Source organism: Okeania sp. SIO2B3 (assembly GCF_010672525.1).
Classification (GTDB): Bacteria; Cyanobacteriota; Cyanobacteriia; order Cyanobacteriales; family Microcoleaceae; genus Okeania.
Window position 1 is genome coordinate 1 of record NZ_JAAHGH010000092.1, and the last position, 20,544, is coordinate 20,544.

Genomic DNA, 20,544 nt, shown 5'->3' on the forward strand with positions numbered 1-20,544 from the left:
CTCGTGAAAGCTAAAAAAAGTAGACTCACAGCTAGATTTCGGTCTATGTCGAGGAGTTTAGAAGTCTGTTGACAGGCTTTAAGCAAATGTGGATTCATCCCATTTGCGGTGGATTAACCACGGAATCTAGGGTGTTTCAACCCCTGGAGATGTCAACGCTATAATCAGCAAACCCTAAGTATTCAAGCGGACATGATATAACACATTAACAAAAAAAAGATGCGTTAGCATGAAGCTAACGCATCCCGCTCGCGCATTAATTCAATGCAAGGTAATCTTGCGATCGCGCAACCTTAAGACTTTAACTACTCGCAATATTCAAGAAAAGTCCAAAGGTGAACGTTTGGTTCTGTGGTTAAATAACCGCTATCAGTTGGGGTCATGAATTCATTATAATCACGGTTAATTACGTAAACGTTCTCACCGTATTTAATCGGTTCTTCACTTAAATAACTAGGTCGCTCAATGCGCCAGTCGCTTTTAGTGCCGTAGTCTTCCCAGTAGTAAAGATAATAGTCGTCCCCAAATGCTCCGAGCAGATCGTAATCAAGCCAACTCGGAACCCAAGCATCTTTATCTAAAGTTTGAAGTTGAATGTTTTGGCCATCATAGACCGGACCGCCAGTTCCTTGGATTTCAAATTTTCCTGCCACTGGGTAGTCTGGTGTTACTGTCGGGTAGTAATATCGCCTGCCCGAGTAAGACTTTCCTATATAGATATCGCCCTGGTCTTGTAAGTAAACGGTGTCGCCACCTGTAACGTAACCAGTGCCATTACACTGAGCTAGAGCAGAAGGCTGGACAGTAAAGAAAACTGAGAATGTCATCAAAGCGACGCAAGAAAGTACGCCAATGACTTTTTTTAGCTAAAACATCTGCTTTGCAAAGCTTGTCAAGCTGACAAACATAAACTATTTCTCCTGAGTAAAATTCAACTTGAAGTACGCAAATTTAAAGATTTGCAATACTGTCGCACAATAACTTAAACAATTCCGACCAACCTTGGCAAATCTTGGTAAGGCCGGTCTTGGCGATCGCTTCCTGCTTCAATCTAGGGAGGAGTCCCCTTCTATTCCGCAGGCGTAACTTCGGATGCAGCCACTCTAGTAAATTGAATGGACTTCCTTATATTGGGAGAAGGCTAACGCTGCATTAAGATTAGCATACCCTAAAATTAGACCTATTGCAAAAGTAATGCAGAAAATTTTCTGGGAACTACTTTTATTGAAAATCAGTGCCTCCCTTCCCTCGACGCGATCCTTGGGACAACTGCCACGAAGTCTATGATTGGCTTAACAAGGTCGATATTTTTTGCTTTCCTTGAGTCCAAGACTTTCTCAGGATCTCGGTCTGGTTGCATGATTGGATCGCCGCCGAGCAATTCGACGGCGACTAAACGATCGAGCCACTTATGACCCATTGGCGAGATCCCGGTGGGGTACTGAGTGAAGCTCAACGTTGGGGCAGGGAAAAGGAGAACAGTGCAAGCGAGGAATAAAATGCTGGCGAAAGTAACTCCTAGTTTTGGTTTTGCGGAAAATCAACTTGAGTATTTTTGTTAAAAGCATCTCTGATAGCAGCAATTTCTGCATGAAGATGCTCGCTACCCATGCCACCACGCTTCATGACCGTATAGCCAACCTTTTCCCTCGAGCCAGCTCTGATAACCCGGCGTCGTTTTAGTATCTATTCCTTCGATAAATAAATATTTTCGTGGAATATCTCCCTCATAAGCCCATGCCCCATTTGTAGATTTTCCACCCAATTGTCCCATGTTATCACCCTTTAAAGTTGATGTGTTTAATCCTTGCTTTCTAATTCTGACTCTTACTGCCCCTCCCCTTGACTCAATACCATCTGCACCTTTCATTCCTTTTTCTGAACTATCCCACATAAAAACGTGCTGGTGATGTCTTAGTTTTTCACTGCCTTCAGACAGCTTAATATTCCTACGTTCTGCTGTTTGTAAGCCGTTTTCGTTCAAAGATTTACGCAATGTATTTAACCCTGAATCATTTTTATCTATGGCCATATGAGTGTACTCTTGAGTAGGAGGTTTTAACAAATTAGCACATGCTTTCATCATATTGTGTACGAGCACGTGCTCTGCTGACACATAATAAGTATGCGCCTCATCAACCTCGAAGTTATAAACCCGCGTACTGTCTGGGCGAGACTCTAAATCAGTAACAGTAGCTACTTTTCCGCCAAGCCGAACTAAGGTCTCACCAATCTGGAGGTCTTCAGCCTCGACCCAACCGTTAGCGGTATAAAACTCGTGTTCTGGAGTCGTAGCTATAACCTCTTCTCCCACCGTCACAACTATCGACTCGGGCGCTATCCGAGTAAACAAGTGCGTGACGGGATACTCTCCTTCCTCACCAGTCTTCTCGTTATAAGCAAGGACGGTATCGCCGACGGCAACTTCTTCAATAGCCTTTTCTCCTTCAGCAGTAGCAACCTCAGTGCCAGCGACAAACGAAGCACAACCACCGACTTCGGCATACTGTTTGCCCCCTTTCTTCAGCCGCATTCCCGCATCCATCCCTAAGGACAGAATATCCATTCCTAACTGAATGCCATTTTCCACAGAAGGATCGGTAATAGTGAGGACAGCGTTGTAACCCGTATCAAGAGCAGTAACAACCGGACCGATGTATGGAGCTGCAAATAACGCACCCGTGCCAAAACCAATCCCAAAAGCTGCCGCCACATCGCCGGCGTCACCCCCTCCCATGGCGGTAGGGGTGGGTTGACTCCTGAAGACTGACTTCTTAGTCGTTTATTTATAACTGTTCAACCGGACATGATATAACCCCACATTCCCCTCCACGGTCGGGGGAGGGGCGAGGGGTGGGTCTCCATCTACCCATCTCCCCATCAATTTTTCTCTAGTGGCAAAGAATTAGCCCTACCTCCCAGGAAGGGATGGGGGTGGGTTGTGGTTTTGAGCCAAATAAGTAGTAAGTTTACAGGACTTGTTGTAGTTTAATTACCATCTAATTTTTTTTATTTCTACAACACCCTCAATACACTGGGAATACTATCGATCGCATCTAATGATTGAATTTCCTCTAATGCTTGCCGGAAGTTGCCTTCTTTTACATCATGGGTGACAACCACTATTTCTGCAAGTAGATCGCTCATTCCTGTTTGTACCACAGATTCTAAACTGACATCATGGTTGCCAAAACAAGTACCCAGTTTACCAATAACACCAGGGTGATCTTTTGTCAGGAAACGAGCATAAAATCTGGTGACAAGTTCTGCCATTGATGCTGTTTCACAATAATGTTGATGGGTACAGCTTAATAAAGGGTGGGGAATGGGTTCGGTTTCTGTTTGTAGAATAGCAGCAATACTCATAATGTCGGAAACAACTGCACTCGCTGTGGGACCTGAACCTGCACCAGGCCCGAAAAACATTACTTGTCCAATAGGTTCTCCTTCTACCAGAATGGCGTTATAAACATCATTAATACTCGCGAGGGGATGAGTTTTAGGAACGAGGGTAGGATGTACTCTCAGTTGTAATTCGTCTGTGTTGGGGTTGGTATTGTTGGGGTCGTGTTTGGCGATCGCTAATAATTTGATGACAAAGTCCAGTCTGTCAGCATAGGCAATATCAGCCGCCGTTACTTGACGAATACCTTCGCAATGAATATCTTCTAATTTAATTAAACCGCCAAAAGCGAGAGAAGCCAAAATTGCGATTTTATCTTTGGCATCTAACCCTTCTACATCTGCGGTGGGGTCAGCTTCTGCATAACCTAATTTTTGAGCATCGGCAAGAACATCTGCAAAGTCTGCTCCCTCTTTTTGCATTCTGGTGAGGATGTAGTTGGTTGTCCCGTTAATGATACCGATAACGGAATGAATGCGATTAACTCCCAAAGATTCTTTGAGGGGTTGAATAACAGGGATACCGCCACCCACTGCTGCTTCTAGCATAACGTAAACACCTTTTTCATTCGCTGCTGCAAAAATTTCTGGACCATAGCGAGAGATAACAGCTTTGTTGGCGGTGACAACGTGTTTGCCATGGGCAATAGCTTTGATAATTAGGCTTCTTGCCGGTTCCAACCCACCGATCAGTTCTACTATAATATCTATGTGTGGGTCAGTAGCGATCGCTTCTAAATCTGTTGTTAAAATATCTGGAGATAGATTAATATCTCTGGTTTTGGAGATATCGCGCACTCCCACTCTATGTATTTCCAGTTCCTGAATTAAAGGATGACGACCTTCTGGAGATAGCAAAATTTTTGCTGTCCCTATACCGACTGTACCTAATCCCAACAAACCAATTTTGAATCCCACGATTGTTAACCCATAATGAATTAAATGTTTTGAGCAAGGTTCAGCCATCATAGCTGAATACTATCCTAAATATTATAGCAGAAGGAAGAAGAAAGAAGGAAGAAGAAAGAAGGAAAAATTTTACGTTGTCTGAGTTTTAAGCTGTCGATCTGTCCGCGCCCTTTCCTTCGACTGCTATAATAAATAAATCGAACAAAAAATAGTCTTTTTTGGCAAAATATTCCTTTGGAAAAATGTTTAATGCATCAACTTAACTTAAATAATTACAAACAAGAAATAGCAGATTTATATACTCGCAGAAGCGATAAATATGATAATAGTGATTGGCACTGGAGAATTGCTAATCGTTTAGTTGAATATGGGCAAGTAGATACTGGTCAAAAAATTTTAGATATTGCTACAGGAACAGGTCATTGTGCAATTGCTGCAGCTAAATTAGTGGGTAGTTCAGGTAAAGTAATTGGCATTGATATTGCACCTGGAATGATTGCTCAAGCCCAAAAAAAAGCGAATATTCTCGGTCTAAATAATCTAGAATTTTTACTAGCTGATGCTGAAAATATTGATTTTCCTGCAAATCATTTTGAGCGGATTTTTTGTGCATCTGCATTTATTTGGATGTCCGATCTAGTTAAGTCTCTGCTTCTTTGGCGTAAATTTCTCAAACCAGGAGGAATTCTGGGAATTCAAGCTTTTGCTGAAACGGCTTTTGTTGGAGGAGTTATTACACAAAATATTCTGAAAAAATATGGCATTTCATATTTAATGAGTCAGCCAACTGGAACAGTTGAAAAATGTCAAAATTTACTTCAAAAAGCGAGTTTTGAGTTAATTGAAATTAAAGTTGAAAAAGATGGTAATTATATTAGTTTAGAGTCAGCAAAAAAAATGTGGGCTGGAATATCTCATCCTGCACCCGGACAATATCCTCACCCTTTATCAAAGCTTTCAATAGAGGAATTGAATCAAGCTAAATTAGAGTTTGAAAATGAATTAAAATCCTTACAAACTGACCAAGGTATTTGGAATGACATTACGACTTTCTATATATATGGTCGGAAACCAAAGGTCTAGTGCCGCTACGCGGAAGTTAAAAGTTAAAAGTTAAAAGTCAAAAGTATTGATTTGTAATTGTTTTAGGATTTTTTAACTGGTCAGTTATTGTTGAAATTAACTAATATAAGAATTGTTACAACCAATTTAAGATTGCTCTAAATCCTTCTTCCTTCTTGCTTATTCCTTCTTCCTTGCAAACTTAACTCAAGTTTATTAACCCATTTTTTTATCAAAAGTCTTACAAAAATATCGGATAAAAATGAATCAAAATATTAACATCTCAGCAATCAGAGGCTCATTTATAGATTTTGTTGCAGATCCATTTTACTATCCAGAATTAGAAACCGTTCGTTATATCCATGATGGTTTAATGATTATCTCCGGAGGCATAATTCAAGAACTAGGAAACTACGAAAAATTAAAGCCTAAATATCCTGAAATTCCGATTACTTCTTATCCAGGAATGATAATTTTACCAGGATTTATTGATATTCATATCCATTATCCGTTCTACTAAACTTACCCAAACTTACCCATACACGATAACCTCCGGTTAAGCGTAAGCTATCGCATAGGTTTTGGAGCTAGCTTCCTGCTTTGCTGACGCAATGCTGCGCAAACACTGAAGACCACTGACCGCAGTCTGTAACTTATCTTCTCCACAGGCTTAAATTCGCTCTTGTTCTCAAGCTACTGATACACATAGTTTTTTAGGTTGACAGCAGCGTTAAAATCTCTGTCAGCTTCAAAACTGCATTCACTACATTCATAAGTTCTTAAGTGCAATGGCATTTTCTGTTGATGGCCACAGTTTGAACATATTTGAGAACTTGGATAATATCTATCAGCTATGATTAATTTACTGCCGTACCATTCACTTTTGTATGTAAGTTGACGTTTAAATTCATAAAAGCCACAATCAGCACCCACCCCCATCCCCTCCCGGGAGGGGAGCTAGAGGGGTGGGTTGTGATTTTTGAGCATTCCACTTACGTTCAAGTCCTCAATTACTATAGTGCTGTGGTTTTTAGCTAACCATGTTGTGAGTTTATGTAGTGCGTCTGCTCTAATATCGGCTACTGCTTGGTGCGCGTTCCCTTGCGACTGACGTCGTCGCGGGGTCGCATCCGCTTTTTTGTGGACTTTTGCTAGTTTTTTTACTGCTTTGCGTCTGTTTTTGGAGCCAATAACTTTTTTGCTGACTGCACGTTGCTGACGAACTAATTGTTTTTTTGCTTGTCTGTAGGCTTTGACATTGGCAAATTTACTACCATCAGAACAGGTTGCTAATGTATTTATGCCTATGTCTACACCAATAGTTTCTCCTACTTTTTCTGTTGGAGCTGATTCAAAATTGTACTTAAAACTGATGTACCAACTATCTGCTCTTTTGGATATTCTGACATTTTTTACTCTGCAATTCGGTAAGATTTCGTATGTTTTTACTATTCCTATTCTGGGTAATTGTATGTAGTTTCCTTGGAAAATCTTAATACTTCCTTCTAAGTAAAAGCTGTCTTTTCTACCTTTTTTCTTAAAGACTGGAAATCCACGTTTAGAAATAGTGAGAAGGTTTTTAAATGCTCTCTCTAAATCTCTTAATGCTTGCCCTTGGGGCACATTTAGACACCTCATAATACCAAGGATTAATTGATTTAACTTCAGCTACTAAACGCTTATGCAGGGTGATGGCGCTTGGGCGTTTTTTAGTTTCTTCGTACTCTTTTATGCAAGTTGCTAATCCCCAATTATAAGCATGACGAGCTACTCCTGCGTGTTTGGCAAGTATTGTTTTTTGTTTATTATTAACTTTTAGTTTGGTCTTGATTGACTGCATTTCAACTGGTAAGCCATGAAAAAAAGTCTTGGATTTTTAGCATGATACTAATGTATGATAGCAAATAATCAGCAATTTTTTAATATTTATTAATATTTGTCCAATTTTGTCCAATTATTTGGCTTCAGTAGTTAGCCCCAAACAGAAATAATTGCCTCCTCTAGCAAACAACTTTTGGAATGGTTAGATAAATATACTTTCCCAGTAGAAGGAAAATTTCAAGATAAAACCTACGCTCAACAAATAGCATCCTTTTTTCTCGACCAACTACTAAAAAATGGTACGACAAGTGCCTTAGTTTTAACCACTGTTTATCCTCAGTCAGTTGATGCCCTATTTGAAGCAGCGGAACTACGAAATATGCGGATAATTGCTGGTAAAATGTTCATGGACCGGAATGCTCCAGATTATTTGTTGGATACCCCAGAAACTAGCTACGAAGATAGCAAAAATTTGATTAAAAAATGGCATGGTAAAGGCAGACTTCTATATGCTATTACTCCGAGATTTGCCATTACTTCTACCCCCGAACAACTACATCTATCTGGAGTTCTCAAACAACAATTTCCAGATGTTTATGTACATACACATTTATCTGAACAAAAATCTGAAATTGATAAAGTTTCCCAACTTTTTCTTAATAGTAAAGAATACTTAGATATTTATGAAAAGTTTGGTTTAGTTAGTGATAAATCAATTTTCGCCCACGGTATTTATCTCAGTGATTCTGAATTTAATCGACTCTCACAAGCAGATTCAACTATTGCATTTTGTCCGACCTCAAATCTATTTTTAGGCAGCGGTTTATTCCAACTAAACACAGCAAAATCTCAACAAACTCCAGTGAAAGTTGGTTTTGGTACAGATGTGGGAGGTGGCACTAGCTTTTCAATATTTCAAACTATGAATGATGCTTATAAAATATCTCAATTACAAGGGAAAAATTTATCTTCTTTAAAAGCTTTTTATCTGGCTACTTTAGGAGGAGCAAAATCTCTATCTCTCGAACATAAAATTGGCAATTTTGATTTAGGGAAAGAAGCAGATTTAGTTGTGCTAGATACCAGAGTAACTCCGTTGTTAAAATTGCGTAATTATCGAAATAATTCCGACTCATTAACTGACATTATTGATGAATTATTTACCCTGATTATTTTGGGAGATGAACGAGTAGTTAAAGCTACTTATATAGCCGGAAATTTAGTTTATGAACATAAGATATAGCAATTATCATATTGGTGAGGTAGAAAATTCGTTTGTTTTAGGGAGTAGGGAGTAGGGAGTAGTAATTCGAGAAACAGGGGATAGAAAAAAAGAAAAACAACTGTATCTCACTAATTTGAGAAACGCTATATAGAACCCCTGATCGTCTCTTCATAAATTTAGCAAGGAGACAGCTATACTGGAGACAGGAGACAACCTACCCCTCGCCCCTCCCCCGACCGTGGAGGGGAAGAAGAAAAAGGGAAGATATGGGGAGAAATAATACACAAAATTCAACACACCAACACCAAGATTTTCGGTCAAAATTGATGCGCGAAAAGACTTGAGTTCCATAATTATATAGCGATCAAATGGGTTTTATATGTCGAGTAATATCATGTCCGGTTGAACAGTGATAAATAAATAACTACGGAGTCCTCAGGAGTAAACCCACCCCTCGCCCCTCCCCCTCCCAGGAGGGGAACGACTGAGTCAGGAGGGAAGAAAGAAGAAGCAAGAGGAAGAATAGGAGAAGAAGAAGAAAGTTTTTTTATAACTAATTATCCGGACATGATATAATACTATTTCTCATACATAAATATTATATTTAGTGAATATTCCATATCCTCATCTCCCAATCACAAGGATATATAGCAAAACTTTTGAGATTTAGTATAATTTATTTCTACTATAACTTCAACACATGATATTGCACGCCTGTTTCAAAAATTCTTACCCCTCCACCTTCAGCAACAGTTTGTCTTAAAGCTTGAGAATTACTAACAGTAACTCCCGCCAAATAATCAATCCCAAATTGTTTAAAATCAGCCAACCAAGGCATAGTCGGACCCATCAAAACTAACTGAGAATTTTTAGCCAATTCCACTAACCGAGGAAAAGTCTTATTAGCAATAGAAGTAGCTGTCAAAAACACCCATTCCGCCTCCGGTAATAAATACTCCGATGCTTGGTCGGGAAGGTCGTCCGCTCCCGGTTGCCTTTCGATGACAGTCATTTCCATCTCATTCTCATAACGAGATAACCGGGGATACCTACCAATAATAGCTACTTTTTTCCCTCGAATCATTGGTAGAAAATATTCAAATACTGCCAAATTTCCCGGTCCGTATGGAGATAATGATTCTCCTTGAGCAGGAAGTGGCGATGCGGCTGACGCCACGCTCCGCGAACGCCCATTTATTTCTGCATTAATAGCAGCCATTCCCACAGTTGCCTCAAAACTATTCCAAGAGCGTAACCAGGATGCCAATTCTTTTACAGGTTTATTTACCAGAGTTCCCGACCAAGGTAATGTGCGGGTCACTGTACCTGGACTCATACATAAACCAATAAATACTTTCAGTTTCACACAGAGTCCAGGTTAAACCAATTAATATTTCTTTGATAGGAGTATTAGTTTTGCCATAATCTAACAACAAATCGTATATTTCTTTTGGATGCACCATAGTTCAAAAGTTAAAAGTTAAAAGTCAAAAGTCAAAAGTTAGATTTAAGTCAATATTGCCAAATTTTAGGGATTATTTTAATATAATGCCACAATTTGTACTTGAACAAAATGCAGGACTACCAAATTTATATTCTGTTACCAGTAATGATTAAATCTGTGATTAAAGGTAAATGATCTGAACCTATATTTTTACCACTTTTTATTTTGACAACCCTAATATTTTGACTTACCAAACAATGGTCTATTGGAATAGATAATAACGGGAGAAAGCTTGGCCAAGTGGGAATTATCCCAAAGCCTGTTCGTGCATTATACAGTCCAGAATTACGAATCAACTCTTTGTAATATGGAGACCACATCGTTATATTCAAATCCCCAATGACTACAATTGAGCTTTTCTGACTTGCTACATAACTGGCAATTTCTGATAGTTGTTTATTCCTCAAATTAAACTTATATTTTCCAATACTCCAAGTAGGATGGGTTGCTAATATTGAGAGAGTTTTTCCCTGAATCTCAACTTGGGTACTTACGGTTTTTCTTCCTCCTCCTAAATCTTGTATCGATGTATTTTTTAGAGGTATCTTGCTATAAACTGCTATTCCCAAATTTATATTTTTACCGAAAGCAATTTGTGGATCTTGATGAATCACCCAATAAGAATAATCTTGTTGTAAAAGTTCTAATTTTTCTGCCCAAGCATCAGTCACTTCTATAAATATGGCTACATCGGGATTTTCTTCTTTGACTTCAGAGATTAATCGCTCATACTGTTGGTTCATATAGAAGACATTCGCTTCCAAAAATCTGATTTTTTGAACGCTCCCATCTTTGATTATATTTCGGGAAATATAAAACGGGATTACTTCTAATAAATTAATCGTCAGGCAGAATAAACTAATCAGCAACCAGAGATAATTGCCAACCCATAAAAAAAACGAGATCCCCAACAAGCTAAGAAATGTATATTGGATTTTAAAATGGCAGGTTAGTTCGAGCAGAAAATGAAACTTCCCTAAATAACTTGCCAGAGAACATAGAGTCACTAAAACGATGGTAATGACAAAAATCAAGTATAGTAGTTTTTCTATCCCCAAAATATCCATCAGATTTCCTGTTTAAATTACCAAGCAAAAATAGTCTTATCAAAATAATTGGGTCTAATAAGCTGTTGTGCATTTAAACCACTTATTTGTTGTGTACCTAATATAAAGTATAATCCCTATTAATTCTGACTTCTGACTTCTAACTTCTGACTTGCTAAGGCACATTTTAAATGTGTCTTAGCTTACCCCACTTTTTAAGGCGATCGGGTTTTTGGAGCGAAGCTCACGCATCCCCTACTTCCCCTCCCCTCCTGGGAGGAGTTAGGGGTGGGTTGGGGAGGGGCAGGGGTGGGTTAACTTCTGACTTCTGACTTCGTTATTGGGGAAGTGCGAGAACATTTATACTTCCACCCGGAGGACATAATTTTTCGATCGCCTCCTTTGTCATCATAATTGGATATTTAGCGGTTAAATGTACCAGTCGATATTGAGCGTCTTTTAACTCAGCAAGCAATTTCTCTAACTGTTTTTCCTCTTCCTCATTTTGACGAGCCATCTCAAGAATTATCTTGGGGGAATCTCGTAAAAGCAGTTTTCTTGCACCTTTGAGAACAGCTAGTTCATAGCCATCCACATCTAATTTAATCAAATCGACTTTCTTGTGGAGATGCTTCTCGAAATATCCATCAAGTGATATTCCTTGCCCCCCATCAGTCGTCATTAATCTTCCTTTGTGTTGTGGGTGCGTCAATTTGTCCTCGCTCTCCGACAGATTCCAACTCGAATACACAAAAGATGGCAGTTCTTTTTCCTCCTCTAGTAACATCATCTGCTCAGTCCTAACTCGATTGAGCAAATGAGGATTTAAAGATAAATTATTCTGTAACTTACCATAGGCCCATGAAGTTGGTTCAAAAGCAATAACACGTCCATCAACTCCCACATATTCAGCTAAGGGAAGAGTTATTGCACCGATGTTAGCACCGATATCCACAACAACATCTCCCGGCTTGATAATACGCTTTAGTTCCTTGATTGTTTCTGGCTCGTAAACTCCTAAATAAATCGCAAGATCTATACCCTCTTTTAAATCAAGAGACCAACATAAACCTCGACGATATACTTTAGTAATAGATGAAAGCCCAAAGATTGCTCTAACCCCAACGATAAAATTACTAATCAATCGGGCAATTGTGATTTTTTTCTCAGTTGGAAGTTTCACCATGTCATTTCAGTTATCAGTTATTAGTTATCAGCACCTCTGGCTGTTTGCGCAGCATGACCTAGGAAACCCAGAGGTTTGAAATACGGAAACTTAATTTTTTCATCCCCTTAAAAGGAGAAGCTTTAAACCTTATTTTTTGGTAAAATTACCATTCGTTAATTAACATCATCCTACAGAAATCTTAGCAAAAGTCTACCTGAAAGGGGAAAGCTTCAGATCCACTTTTTCGGTTAAGCCTTTCAATATTTTTCTCCAATGACACGTTATACCAATTCACTTTAACTCCCCCGGCGGGAAGTCCCGCGCTCTCCCGGAGGGGAGCGCCGTATGGGAAAGCCGGGCGTTATCTGTGTTGTTCATCGGGGATTTTCTTTTTGTAGTATACATACTATATTGTAATATATGCATTGATAGCTATTGACAATTACAAATAAATAGATTTTAATTGTTCTAAACACAGGGGGAGGACATCACCTCTGTATAAACAGCAGTCAGCTTTTTTTTCTGAGAGACGAATCCCGCGTTGTCGCGTTAGCGCAACGTCGGGAGTATGTCAAAGATGTGAAATACTTTCCTGAAGTTGCTGTAGTCTCAAAGTTCTGAGTCTATAAAATCTTACTTTTGACTGTCAGATGTGCGTCTTACATTCTGAGGAAACCTCGCCAATTAGCACTCGCTTTTGTAGGGGCGAATGGCCATTCGCCCCTACGAATTTTGACTTCCGTGAAGAGGAACGCCACCTCCCTCGCTGGACTGGTAGGCTGCTTCGACACAGGACATAGTGACAAAGGCATCTTCCACCGAAGTGGGCAAGGGGCGAGATTGGTCTTCCAACTTGCGCATCAGGCTGGACATGGAACCGATGAAGGCTTCTGGAAACCACGACCCCCGAATCTCGTAGCTTTGCCACTCCGCTTCCTCCTCCCCCCGCAGCAGGCAGACTTCAAATTCATCGCTAGTTCCCTTAGGATAATCCATCATCACCCCCAGGCGGATCTTGATGGCTCCTTGGGTACCCTCGAATTTCAAATATGATTCCTGATGTTTCAGACCAAATTTATGAGCATGGTTAGTGTTAATGGTAGCCCGCACAAACTCCCCATAGTCCAACATTAAGGTCGTGCGCACTGACGCTATCTTCATCAGATCGGGATGCTTTACTGTTTTTGCGTAAACCCCCTTGGGGTCTCCCAAGAATGAGCGGATGAGGTCGATATAGTGGATGCTGTGGTAAAGAATTTCTACCCGCTGGCACTTTTCAAAGAAGTCCCATAAATGCCAAGGGGTGTCAACTGTAACCCGCATCTCAATGTCGAGAAGCTCGCCCAGGTAACCTTCTTCGATCAAGTGGCGAGCTGCTATCACAGGCGGTGCTGTGCGCAACTGAAAATTAACTGCCGCAGTGTACTCCCGTTCGCGACAGATGCTTAACAACTGACGTGCCTGAGCTAGATCCTCGCCCATGGGCTTTTGGATCAATATCCCAGCTCCTCGGGGAAACTTGGGAAGCAGTTCCAGCAAAGCTGAGGCTGGTACAGCAATATCAAAGACTGTGTTTGCTGGAGCTTGGGTTACAGCTTGTTCAACACTGGCGTAAACTTTGGGGATGGAGAATTTCTCAGCCAGCGAGACTGCTTTCTCCTGCTTGATATCAATAATTCCTGCTACCTTAAAACCAGCGATCTGATATGCTGGTAGGTGAGCATCGGATACAATGCCACCAGCACCGATAATTACTATGGGTCGTGGCTGTTCAGGCATGGGAATTTGGTCATTTATCTGCATTAGTGACACCAAAATATTACAACTTAGGGTTTGCTGAATAAAATCTTTTGGTAAGGGTAGGAGTCAGGAGTCATATAGAATCCGGTTATATAATATATGTTCATAATTTTATCTAGACTTCAATATCCAATCTCCTCCTATATCCTATCTTCCCATCCCCCTCAAATATATTGTATAAGTGGGGTTGCACATCATGGAATGATATTGCCAAAAATTAGTTTAGATTGTGACTAAAAAAATCTAATATTAATCATTCTAGTAATTCTCAAATCCCAAACCCCATTCAATCAAAAATCTAAAATCATTCGTGACTGTGCAATGCCGTATAAGTGTTTAACCTGATTTTATATGAGGGTTTGGAGACCAAATGAGGGGTCTGACCCTTAACTGCAACGTTGTAGTTATTATGAGGGGTCTGACCCTTAACTGCAACGTTGTAGTTATTATGAGGGGTCTGACCCTTAACTGCAACGTTATAGTTATTATGAGGGGTCTGATCCTTAACTACAACGTTATAGTTATTGAAATTTTTGGATGATATAGAATCTGGTGATTTAACGAAGTCAGAAGTCAGAAGTTAACCCACCCGCGGGCCCCGACCGTGGATGGAAAGTAGGGGATTTGAGCTTCGCTCCAAAAATATTGCGCTTTAAAAGGCGGGGTTGCGCGACCCATATTATCAAAATAATATGTGTTCATAATTCTCGATAAGACTTCAATATTCAATCTCCCCTACTGCCCAAACTATATATAAGTACTATTCAACCGGATTTGATATCAGGTAAGGGAGCCGTTGGATTAGCGATGTACAGGAGAAATGGGAATTATAGAGGAAGTCGTTGGAAAAACTGTCCATAGATTTTTCTGCCATAATCAGCCCAAAATACTAGCTTTTTGCAGCTCTTTCCACTGAAAATCTGGTACTTTCTCCAACCCAAAAAGGCTAAAGCCAATATCATTCAATACGCGCAAGAATTAATCAGCAAGCCCTACTTAAATAGGTATTAGTTTTTAGCATTTCCGTTCCGGAATACTTTCCTAGGTCATGCTACGCAAACGCAAACAGCTATCAGCTTTTAGAGAAAATCAAGTCTATAGATTTCTTAGTAAACCAGTATTATTAACTAGGCTATAGATAAATACTAAAAATTTCTGAAAAAATTGCATTATTGCATTATATTGTTTACCTCCTAACCTCTAAAGCAGTATATAAAATCATTTTTAAAAGTTGGAAACCGCCTTGGATATGTTTAATATTTGATTTCCCATAAGTTCTTGGTAAATATTCTACAGAAATATCCTCAATAGTTAAGCCAAATTTTTTGCACCCAATGAGCAAATCAAAATCCCCAAAAGGATCGTATTTACCAAAGTTTTGCCAATTAGCAACTATCTGGAGATAGTTTTCTTTGCTAATAGCTTTAGTTCCACAAAGAGAATCCTTAATTTCGACTCCCAATACGATTGATAGTAGTTTAGCAAAAAAGCGATTAGCAAGTTGATTGAGCAATGGCATCGTTTTCAATGATACTGAATGAGTGAGTCGCGATCCATTCGCTAATTGGCAATTACCTGAAGCGATCGCCTCGAAAAATTTGGTTAATTCTTTTGGTTGAACAGTTAAGTCAGAATCTAGAATAATCAGAACATCACCTGTTGCCATGTTAAAACCCTGACGAACAGCATCCCCTTTTCCTTTACCATTATTCTGACATATTTTGATATCCCATTGCTCCTGATATAAGCTCTTAACTCTCTTGATTTCTTCCCAAGTATTGTCTGAGGAATTACTCTCAATAAATATAATTTCTGTGTGTTTACCTAGTTTTGGCATTTGAGTAATGCAATCTTCAATAGTACCAGCTTCGTTTCGGGCAGGTATAATTACACTTGCTGTTTTTTGATAACTTGGTGCTTTTTTTGTGACTTCTAACATATCTAACATATATTACCTATCTTTGATTATTTATAGTCATCTTTTGTGTAACAAAGCAGTGTTTTACCGTAAGCATTTCCTGCGGAATGCTGCGCAAACAGCTATTAGCTATCAGCTCTCATAAGGAGGTTTTAATGAATATAGATTTTAAACCCAGTTTTTATAGTAAGATTTAAATCTGATACCACTTCTCCATGAAGTTGCGCTTAATAAAAGATCATAGCTATTAGTAAAATTCAGGTTTTGGTAAGAATTATTAAGCGCATTGTTACAGAGAAATGGTATGACTCAATTAGTAAAGCTTTTATCTAAAACTAAAAGCAATAGCTGACGGCTGTTTGCGCAGCATTCCGCAGGAAATGCTTACGTTTTACCTAAAATGACATTATACCAAATATTCATACTTAATACTACTAAAAATTAACTACTAATTTTGCAGCGATTCATACAAAGCTTCTAATTTAGCAGAAACCTCTGGAGGTTTAGCCGTAAAATGAATATAAAAATTTCCATTTTTTGCTGTTTTCTCTAAAACCTTGCCATAAACATCCTCGCTTTCTACTCCATCCCAGATAAAATTAAGCTTAATATTAATCAAAGCTGGTGGCAGGTCATTTCCTATTTGTACACCCTGAATTTCTGCTTCTTTTTCTGATAGTTTGATTAAACTTCCTTTTTGCAAACAATCACCGACATTTTTACCATCTAAAACTACATAATGTAAAGATATTGGTTCTTGAAGTGGTAGATAATGTTCTTCTTCTTTTCTCAAAAATAAATTATATTTACCCTCAATACCAGCAACATCATAAATAGTAATTGGTTGTTTAACTCCTTTTGGCATTACTTCTTTTTCATCATTAATTTTAATTATCGGTCCTACTTCTTTTAAAGTTGTCTCAGAAATTAAAATTTGACCACCTGTAGTATAAGATTCAATCCGATAAGTTAAATTTACCTGACTGCCTACCACACCATATTTTGTCCGTTTGTCAGAGCCAATATTACCAACAACAACCTCTCCAGTATTAATACCAATTCCCATTTCTAATGGTGGCAAACCCCATTCTTTCATCTGTTTATTGACAGGTTCCATGGCTAATTGCATATCAATCGCACAAGCAATAGCTCTTACCGGATCGTCTTCTCTAGTTATAGGGGCACCGAATAAAACCAAAATTCCATCCCCCATAAACTCATCAATAGTTCCCTGATACTTAGTAATTACATCTGCCATATATCCCAGATAAAAGTTAAGAATTTTCACCACTTCTTCTGGTGTTATACGTTCTGATGTGGCAGTAAACCCTCTTAAATCGGAAGTTAAAATTGTGATATTTCGGCGTTCGCCTCCTAACCTTAATCCTTCAGGACTTTCTAATAAAGTAGCCACTACTTCATCAGTTAAATAACGACCAAAAGTTTTGCGAATATCTTGTGCAGTACGAGCAATATAAGCTGTAATTGTAACTGCTGACATACTCATACCTAAAAACGCTGGAATTACTGGCAACCAAAAATTCCAGACAAAAGCAGTATAGGTACTAACGAATAAAACTACACCTGCAACGAACATTGTAATTACTTTCCAAATAGAAAAATAGCTAACACCACCAGCAGTACGCCATTTCCAAGTTATCGCTGCCCCCACTAAAGACCAGAATAAAATCCACGCCCACTCAAGAGGTTCTGCCCAAATCTGAATCAGAGAACGACCATCGGTAGCAGAACTAATTAGTTGACTGATTAGATTAGCATGAACTTCTACCCCACTCATGGGTTCTAGAGTTTTAATTAAGTTACTACTGTGGGGAGTAGAAAATAAATCATTAAACCCTTCACTGACTGCTCCAATCAAGATGATGCGATCGCGACCCCATTCAGGCGGCACTCTGTCTTCGAGAATATCCATCATGGAAACAATCTCAAAGTGGCGACTCGGACCCCGGTAGTTTAAAAGCATTAGATAACCACCTGCATCTGCCCTGATATAACCACCATCATTGGCTTCAAATGGCTCTATTATTGTCTTTCCTAACTGAAATTTGTCACCATCAATTTTCTCAAGACTAATATCAAAAGTATCTAAGTAACGCAAAGCAATATGAGAAGCAAAACTCCAGACATTTTCTCCATTTTGCAGGGTGACATATAAATAACCTCGTCGAATTTTTTTATCTGGGTCTACCTTTACATCATTAGCACCTGCTTGATTATTAGCTTCCAGAGCTGGTGGTGCTTCTATTACGTCATTTTGCCTCTCCCCCGCTACTTTTTTAATCCCTACCAAGTTGGAGGTAGACTTGAATACTTCCACTAATTTCTGATGGCCAGGTTCTACAGGTAAGTCTCGATAAATGTCTAAACCAATAACTTTTGGCTCCATTGCTTTTAATTTATTCAGCAATTTAGCGTAAATAGCGTCAGGAAAAATTGGCTGCCCGACTGCTCTGACATCATCTTCATTAATACCTACAATAACGATACGATTGTCTGGACTCTCCAAAGGTCGCCATCGCATATATTGGTCATAAGTTGCCCATTCCCAAGCTTGTAGTAAGCCAAGAAAACGTAGTAGGATTACTAACCCTGTGATGCTCGGGGCGGTAATCCATACACCATACCACTGAGAAAAAAAATTCTGCCATTTATTCCATAACATTTGTGTTAGCTGCTTTGTAGAAATTAAAAGTTTTTGAGGGTGGTTCAACAATTAATAATTAGGGTTGGCTGAAAAAGTCTTTTAGTAGGAGACAGGAGACACGGGGAATTTAGAGGAGAAAGAAGTAAGAATTTTCCCTAAATTTTTCTGTCCTTGATTTGCCCAAAATGCGCTCCTTTTTGAACGTTTTTGACTAAAACCAGCGCACTTTTTGGGAATATCAGAAGGCTAAAACCTTTATTTATCAAAGTTTTGATAATTAATCAGCAAGCCCTAACTATTAACTATTAATTATTAATTATTAATTATTAATTATTAATTACCCGCCTTTACCATAAAATCAATGTGATAGTAGTGTACCAGACTCAACTTAGTTACTGACAGCTATTTCAATGCTAATTTAATTTATTATTTTATTTGACAGCAGGGTGCAAAGGGTTCAGAAGCAATCTCTTGTAATCCTACTGATGTGAGTAATTCTTCCCACTCTTCTGGCTTAGAATTGCGTAATTCGGCCACGGTAGCGATCGTTTCATTCCAAATTTTGGCTTTTGCATATATTTCTGCTTGTTCGAGGGGAGTAGCATTTTTTAAGCTATTTTCTAAGTCTGAACTGATTTCTACTTTTTTGATAATTCCTTCAACAGATTCATTAGCACCGTAATCAAATTCATCACAAATCATAACAAATACCCAAGTATATTCTTTATTAGTTGTCAAACTTACATTTTTTGGCAGGGCAAGTTTGACAATACCAGAAGTCTCGGAAATATCTAATTTTGTTGAATAGATCCTCTTACCTGATTTATCTGTTATTTCAAATTGTGCTGACTTTGCTTCGTGTTCAGGAACATACACGAAAAATTTGGGATTATCAGCAACTGTTGTTCCGACATTATCTCCAGGCATTAAAGCTGTCAACTTGGTTTGACCAGGAGTACAGTAGGAGCCTGGAGCGCGAGTACCTCCACCTCTTGTTTCTCCTGAACTTGCCCTTTGTGGCCCAGAAGGAAATTCTATACTAATCAGCAATTCTGCGGTTGACTGTGCTTGTGCTAACTGCAAACCTGAAAAAGTTACAATAATTGGGGATGTCGCCAAAGCCAAAAGTCCCCAAAACTTGATATTTTGCCTCCCCATAATCAAAGATATCTCCTTTTTTTGATATTTTCACTATACCTGTAATCCTAACATACCTCTAAATCAGTTTTTATCAGTGTATTAATTTACTTCAAAGCTTTAATTATTTATCTTTGATAGATTATTACTGATAATTAATCCGATATGCAGTTTTATGTTTATAAATTAAGTGAGTAGGGTACAGGGAAAATAAGAGACTCAAGAAGGATAGGGCAGAAAAAAGTTTTTTTAAGGCTAATTAAGCGGACATCATATAACCTATTATATATATTGTTAATCAATAAAAATAATTACAAAAAATATTTACGCTATATCTTGCAATAGAGGAGTGAGAAGATAAAATTTTTGTTGTAATTTTTTCTTAGATATACTTACTTAACAATCGATATCAGCAACCATAAGGAAAAAAGATTAAATTTTTACCTTGATCAAAAAGTTTATGGATAGAGTTTCGACTTAGTTAACAATTTGCGATACGGAGCGCGATATAATACGCTAGTTCTCACACACAAGTAGTAACGATGCTGACGCTTTGTATCTTCTGCACTAATCGCGACTTAAACATTTCTGGCAGTCTATCTATATAGACAGAGACCTCACAAGAAATCCCGCTCCCTACGCTAAAACGGGGCAGTCAGGGTTTGAGGATTTTTTCTGATGTTGATTGACAAAGACTTAAATGTAGGTATAGACTGTACAGATGCGGTCGGCTCGACCGTGAATGCCTGTGGATGAGTAACCGCCGACGGCCTCACAAGAAGTAGGGACGTTGCATAAGGGCGTCCGTACACATCAATTTGTCACGTTATGTGACGCTTTGTGTCAGTTTTATAGAGCAGCAGCAGCAGGTAAAATTCTACTACATT

Annotated in this window: 17 protein-coding genes; 3 read left to right on the forward strand and 14 right to left on the reverse strand. The window is 38.8% G+C overall.

From position 1 onward, the window contains the following. Window positions 1–305 precede the first annotated feature (305 nt). The 3 genes from F6K15_RS30595 to F6K15_RS30605 form a co-directional block, all read right to left on the reverse strand. Window positions 306–827, reverse strand: a complete 522-nt coding sequence (locus F6K15_RS30595; protein ID WP_293068625.1) for a hypothetical protein — start codon at window positions 825–827, stop codon at window positions 306–308. Between the two features lie 776 nt (window positions 828–1,603). Next, on the reverse strand, window positions 1,604–2,713 hold the full coding sequence (locus tag F6K15_RS30600; RefSeq protein ID WP_293068628.1) for a polymorphic toxin-type HINT domain-containing protein: 1,110 nt from the start codon (window positions 2,711–2,713) through the stop codon (window positions 1,604–1,606). A gap of 302 nt (window positions 2,714–3,015) precedes the next feature. Continuing rightward, a complete protein-coding gene (locus tag F6K15_RS30605; protein ID WP_293068694.1) occupies window positions 3,016–4,320 on the reverse strand; it encodes a homoserine dehydrogenase in 1,305 nt (434 codons plus the stop codon). A 240-nt stretch (window positions 4,321–4,560) separates the two neighbouring features. Here F6K15_RS30605 and F6K15_RS30610 point away from each other — a divergent pair, with 240 nt between their 5' ends. Next, complete coding sequence (locus F6K15_RS30610; RefSeq protein ID WP_293068631.1) at window positions 4,561–5,394, forward strand: class I SAM-dependent methyltransferase; 834 nt, start codon at window positions 4,561–4,563, stop codon at window positions 5,392–5,394. A gap of 241 nt (window positions 5,395–5,635) precedes the next feature. Further along, window positions 5,636–5,893: a hypothetical protein gene (locus F6K15_RS30615; RefSeq protein WP_293068633.1), complete on the forward strand. Its 258-nt coding sequence runs from the start codon at window positions 5,636–5,638 to the stop codon at window positions 5,891–5,893. 173 nt (window positions 5,894–6,066) lie between these two features. On the opposite strand, the gene F6K15_RS30620 is transcribed toward F6K15_RS30615, so the two are convergent. Genes F6K15_RS30620 through F6K15_RS30630 form a run of 3 tightly spaced genes read right to left on the reverse strand, consistent with a single transcriptional unit; the run spans window position 6,067 to window position 7,213 of the window. After that, a complete protein-coding gene (locus F6K15_RS30620) occupies window positions 6,067–6,312 on the reverse strand; it encodes a zinc ribbon domain-containing protein (protein WP_293068636.1) in 246 nt (81 codons plus the stop codon). Window positions 6,313–6,330: 18 nt separating this feature from the next. Next, window positions 6,331–6,996 carry a transposase gene (locus tag F6K15_RS30625; protein ID WP_293068639.1) on the reverse strand — a complete coding sequence of 222 codons (666 nt, stop codon included), beginning with the start codon at window positions 6,994–6,996 and terminating at the stop codon, window positions 6,331–6,333. Continuing rightward, window positions 6,953–7,213, reverse strand: a complete 261-nt coding sequence (locus F6K15_RS30630; RefSeq protein ID WP_293068642.1) for a helix-turn-helix domain-containing protein — start codon at window positions 7,211–7,213, stop codon at window positions 6,953–6,955. Before F6K15_RS30630 ends, F6K15_RS30625 begins: the two co-directional genes overlap by 44 nt. Window positions 7,214–7,360: 147 nt before the next feature. On the opposite strand from F6K15_RS30630, the gene guaD reads away from it, so the two are divergent. Next, window positions 7,361–8,437 (forward strand): guanine deaminase, encoded by a 1,077-nt coding sequence (gene guaD, locus F6K15_RS30635; protein WP_293068697.1) that lies wholly within the window; start codon window positions 7,361–7,363, stop codon window positions 8,435–8,437. Between the two features lie 667 nt (window positions 8,438–9,104). Here guaD and F6K15_RS30640 read toward each other — a convergent pair. From F6K15_RS30640 to F6K15_RS30675, 8 genes are all read right to left on the reverse strand, one after another. After that, window positions 9,105–9,755: a DUF364 domain-containing protein gene (locus tag F6K15_RS30640; protein ID WP_293068644.1), complete on the reverse strand. Its 651-nt coding sequence runs from the start codon at window positions 9,753–9,755 to the stop codon at window positions 9,105–9,107. After that, the gene (locus F6K15_RS30645; protein ID WP_293068647.1) at window positions 9,700–9,882 is read right to left on the reverse strand and encodes a hypothetical protein; all 183 of its coding nucleotides are present in this window, start codon (window positions 9,880–9,882) and stop codon (window positions 9,700–9,702) included. The genes F6K15_RS30640 and F6K15_RS30645 overlap by 56 nt, the downstream gene beginning before the upstream one ends. 127 nt (window positions 9,883–10,009) lie before the next feature. Next, on the reverse strand, window positions 10,010–10,990 hold the full coding sequence (locus F6K15_RS30650) for an endonuclease/exonuclease/phosphatase family protein (protein ID WP_375341100.1): 981 nt from the start codon (window positions 10,988–10,990) through the stop codon (window positions 10,010–10,012). 316 nt (window positions 10,991–11,306) lie between these two features. After that, a complete protein-coding gene (locus tag F6K15_RS30655; protein ID WP_293068653.1) occupies window positions 11,307–12,155 on the reverse strand; it encodes an FkbM family methyltransferase in 849 nt (282 codons plus the stop codon). Window positions 12,156–12,860: 705 nt separating this feature from the next. Then, window positions 12,861–13,916 carry a Gfo/Idh/MocA family protein gene (locus F6K15_RS30660; RefSeq protein ID WP_293068656.1) on the reverse strand — a complete coding sequence of 352 codons (1,056 nt, stop codon included), beginning with the start codon at window positions 13,914–13,916 and terminating at the stop codon, window positions 12,861–12,863. A gap of 1,207 nt (window positions 13,917–15,123) precedes the next feature. Continuing rightward, window positions 15,124–15,885: a glycosyltransferase family 2 protein gene (locus F6K15_RS30665; protein WP_293068659.1), complete on the reverse strand. Its 762-nt coding sequence runs from the start codon at window positions 15,883–15,885 to the stop codon at window positions 15,124–15,126. A gap of 418 nt (window positions 15,886–16,303) precedes the next feature. After that, window positions 16,304–18,538, reverse strand: coding sequence for an adenylate/guanylate cyclase domain-containing protein (locus F6K15_RS30670; RefSeq protein WP_293068661.1), 2,235 nt, complete (start codon window positions 18,536–18,538; stop codon window positions 16,304–16,306). A gap of 408 nt (window positions 18,539–18,946) precedes the next feature. Further along, entirely contained in the window at window positions 18,947–19,678 is a 732-nt protein-coding gene (locus F6K15_RS30675) for a DUF928 domain-containing protein (protein ID WP_293068663.1), read from the reverse strand. Between the last annotated feature and the right edge of the window lie 866 nt (window positions 19,679–20,544).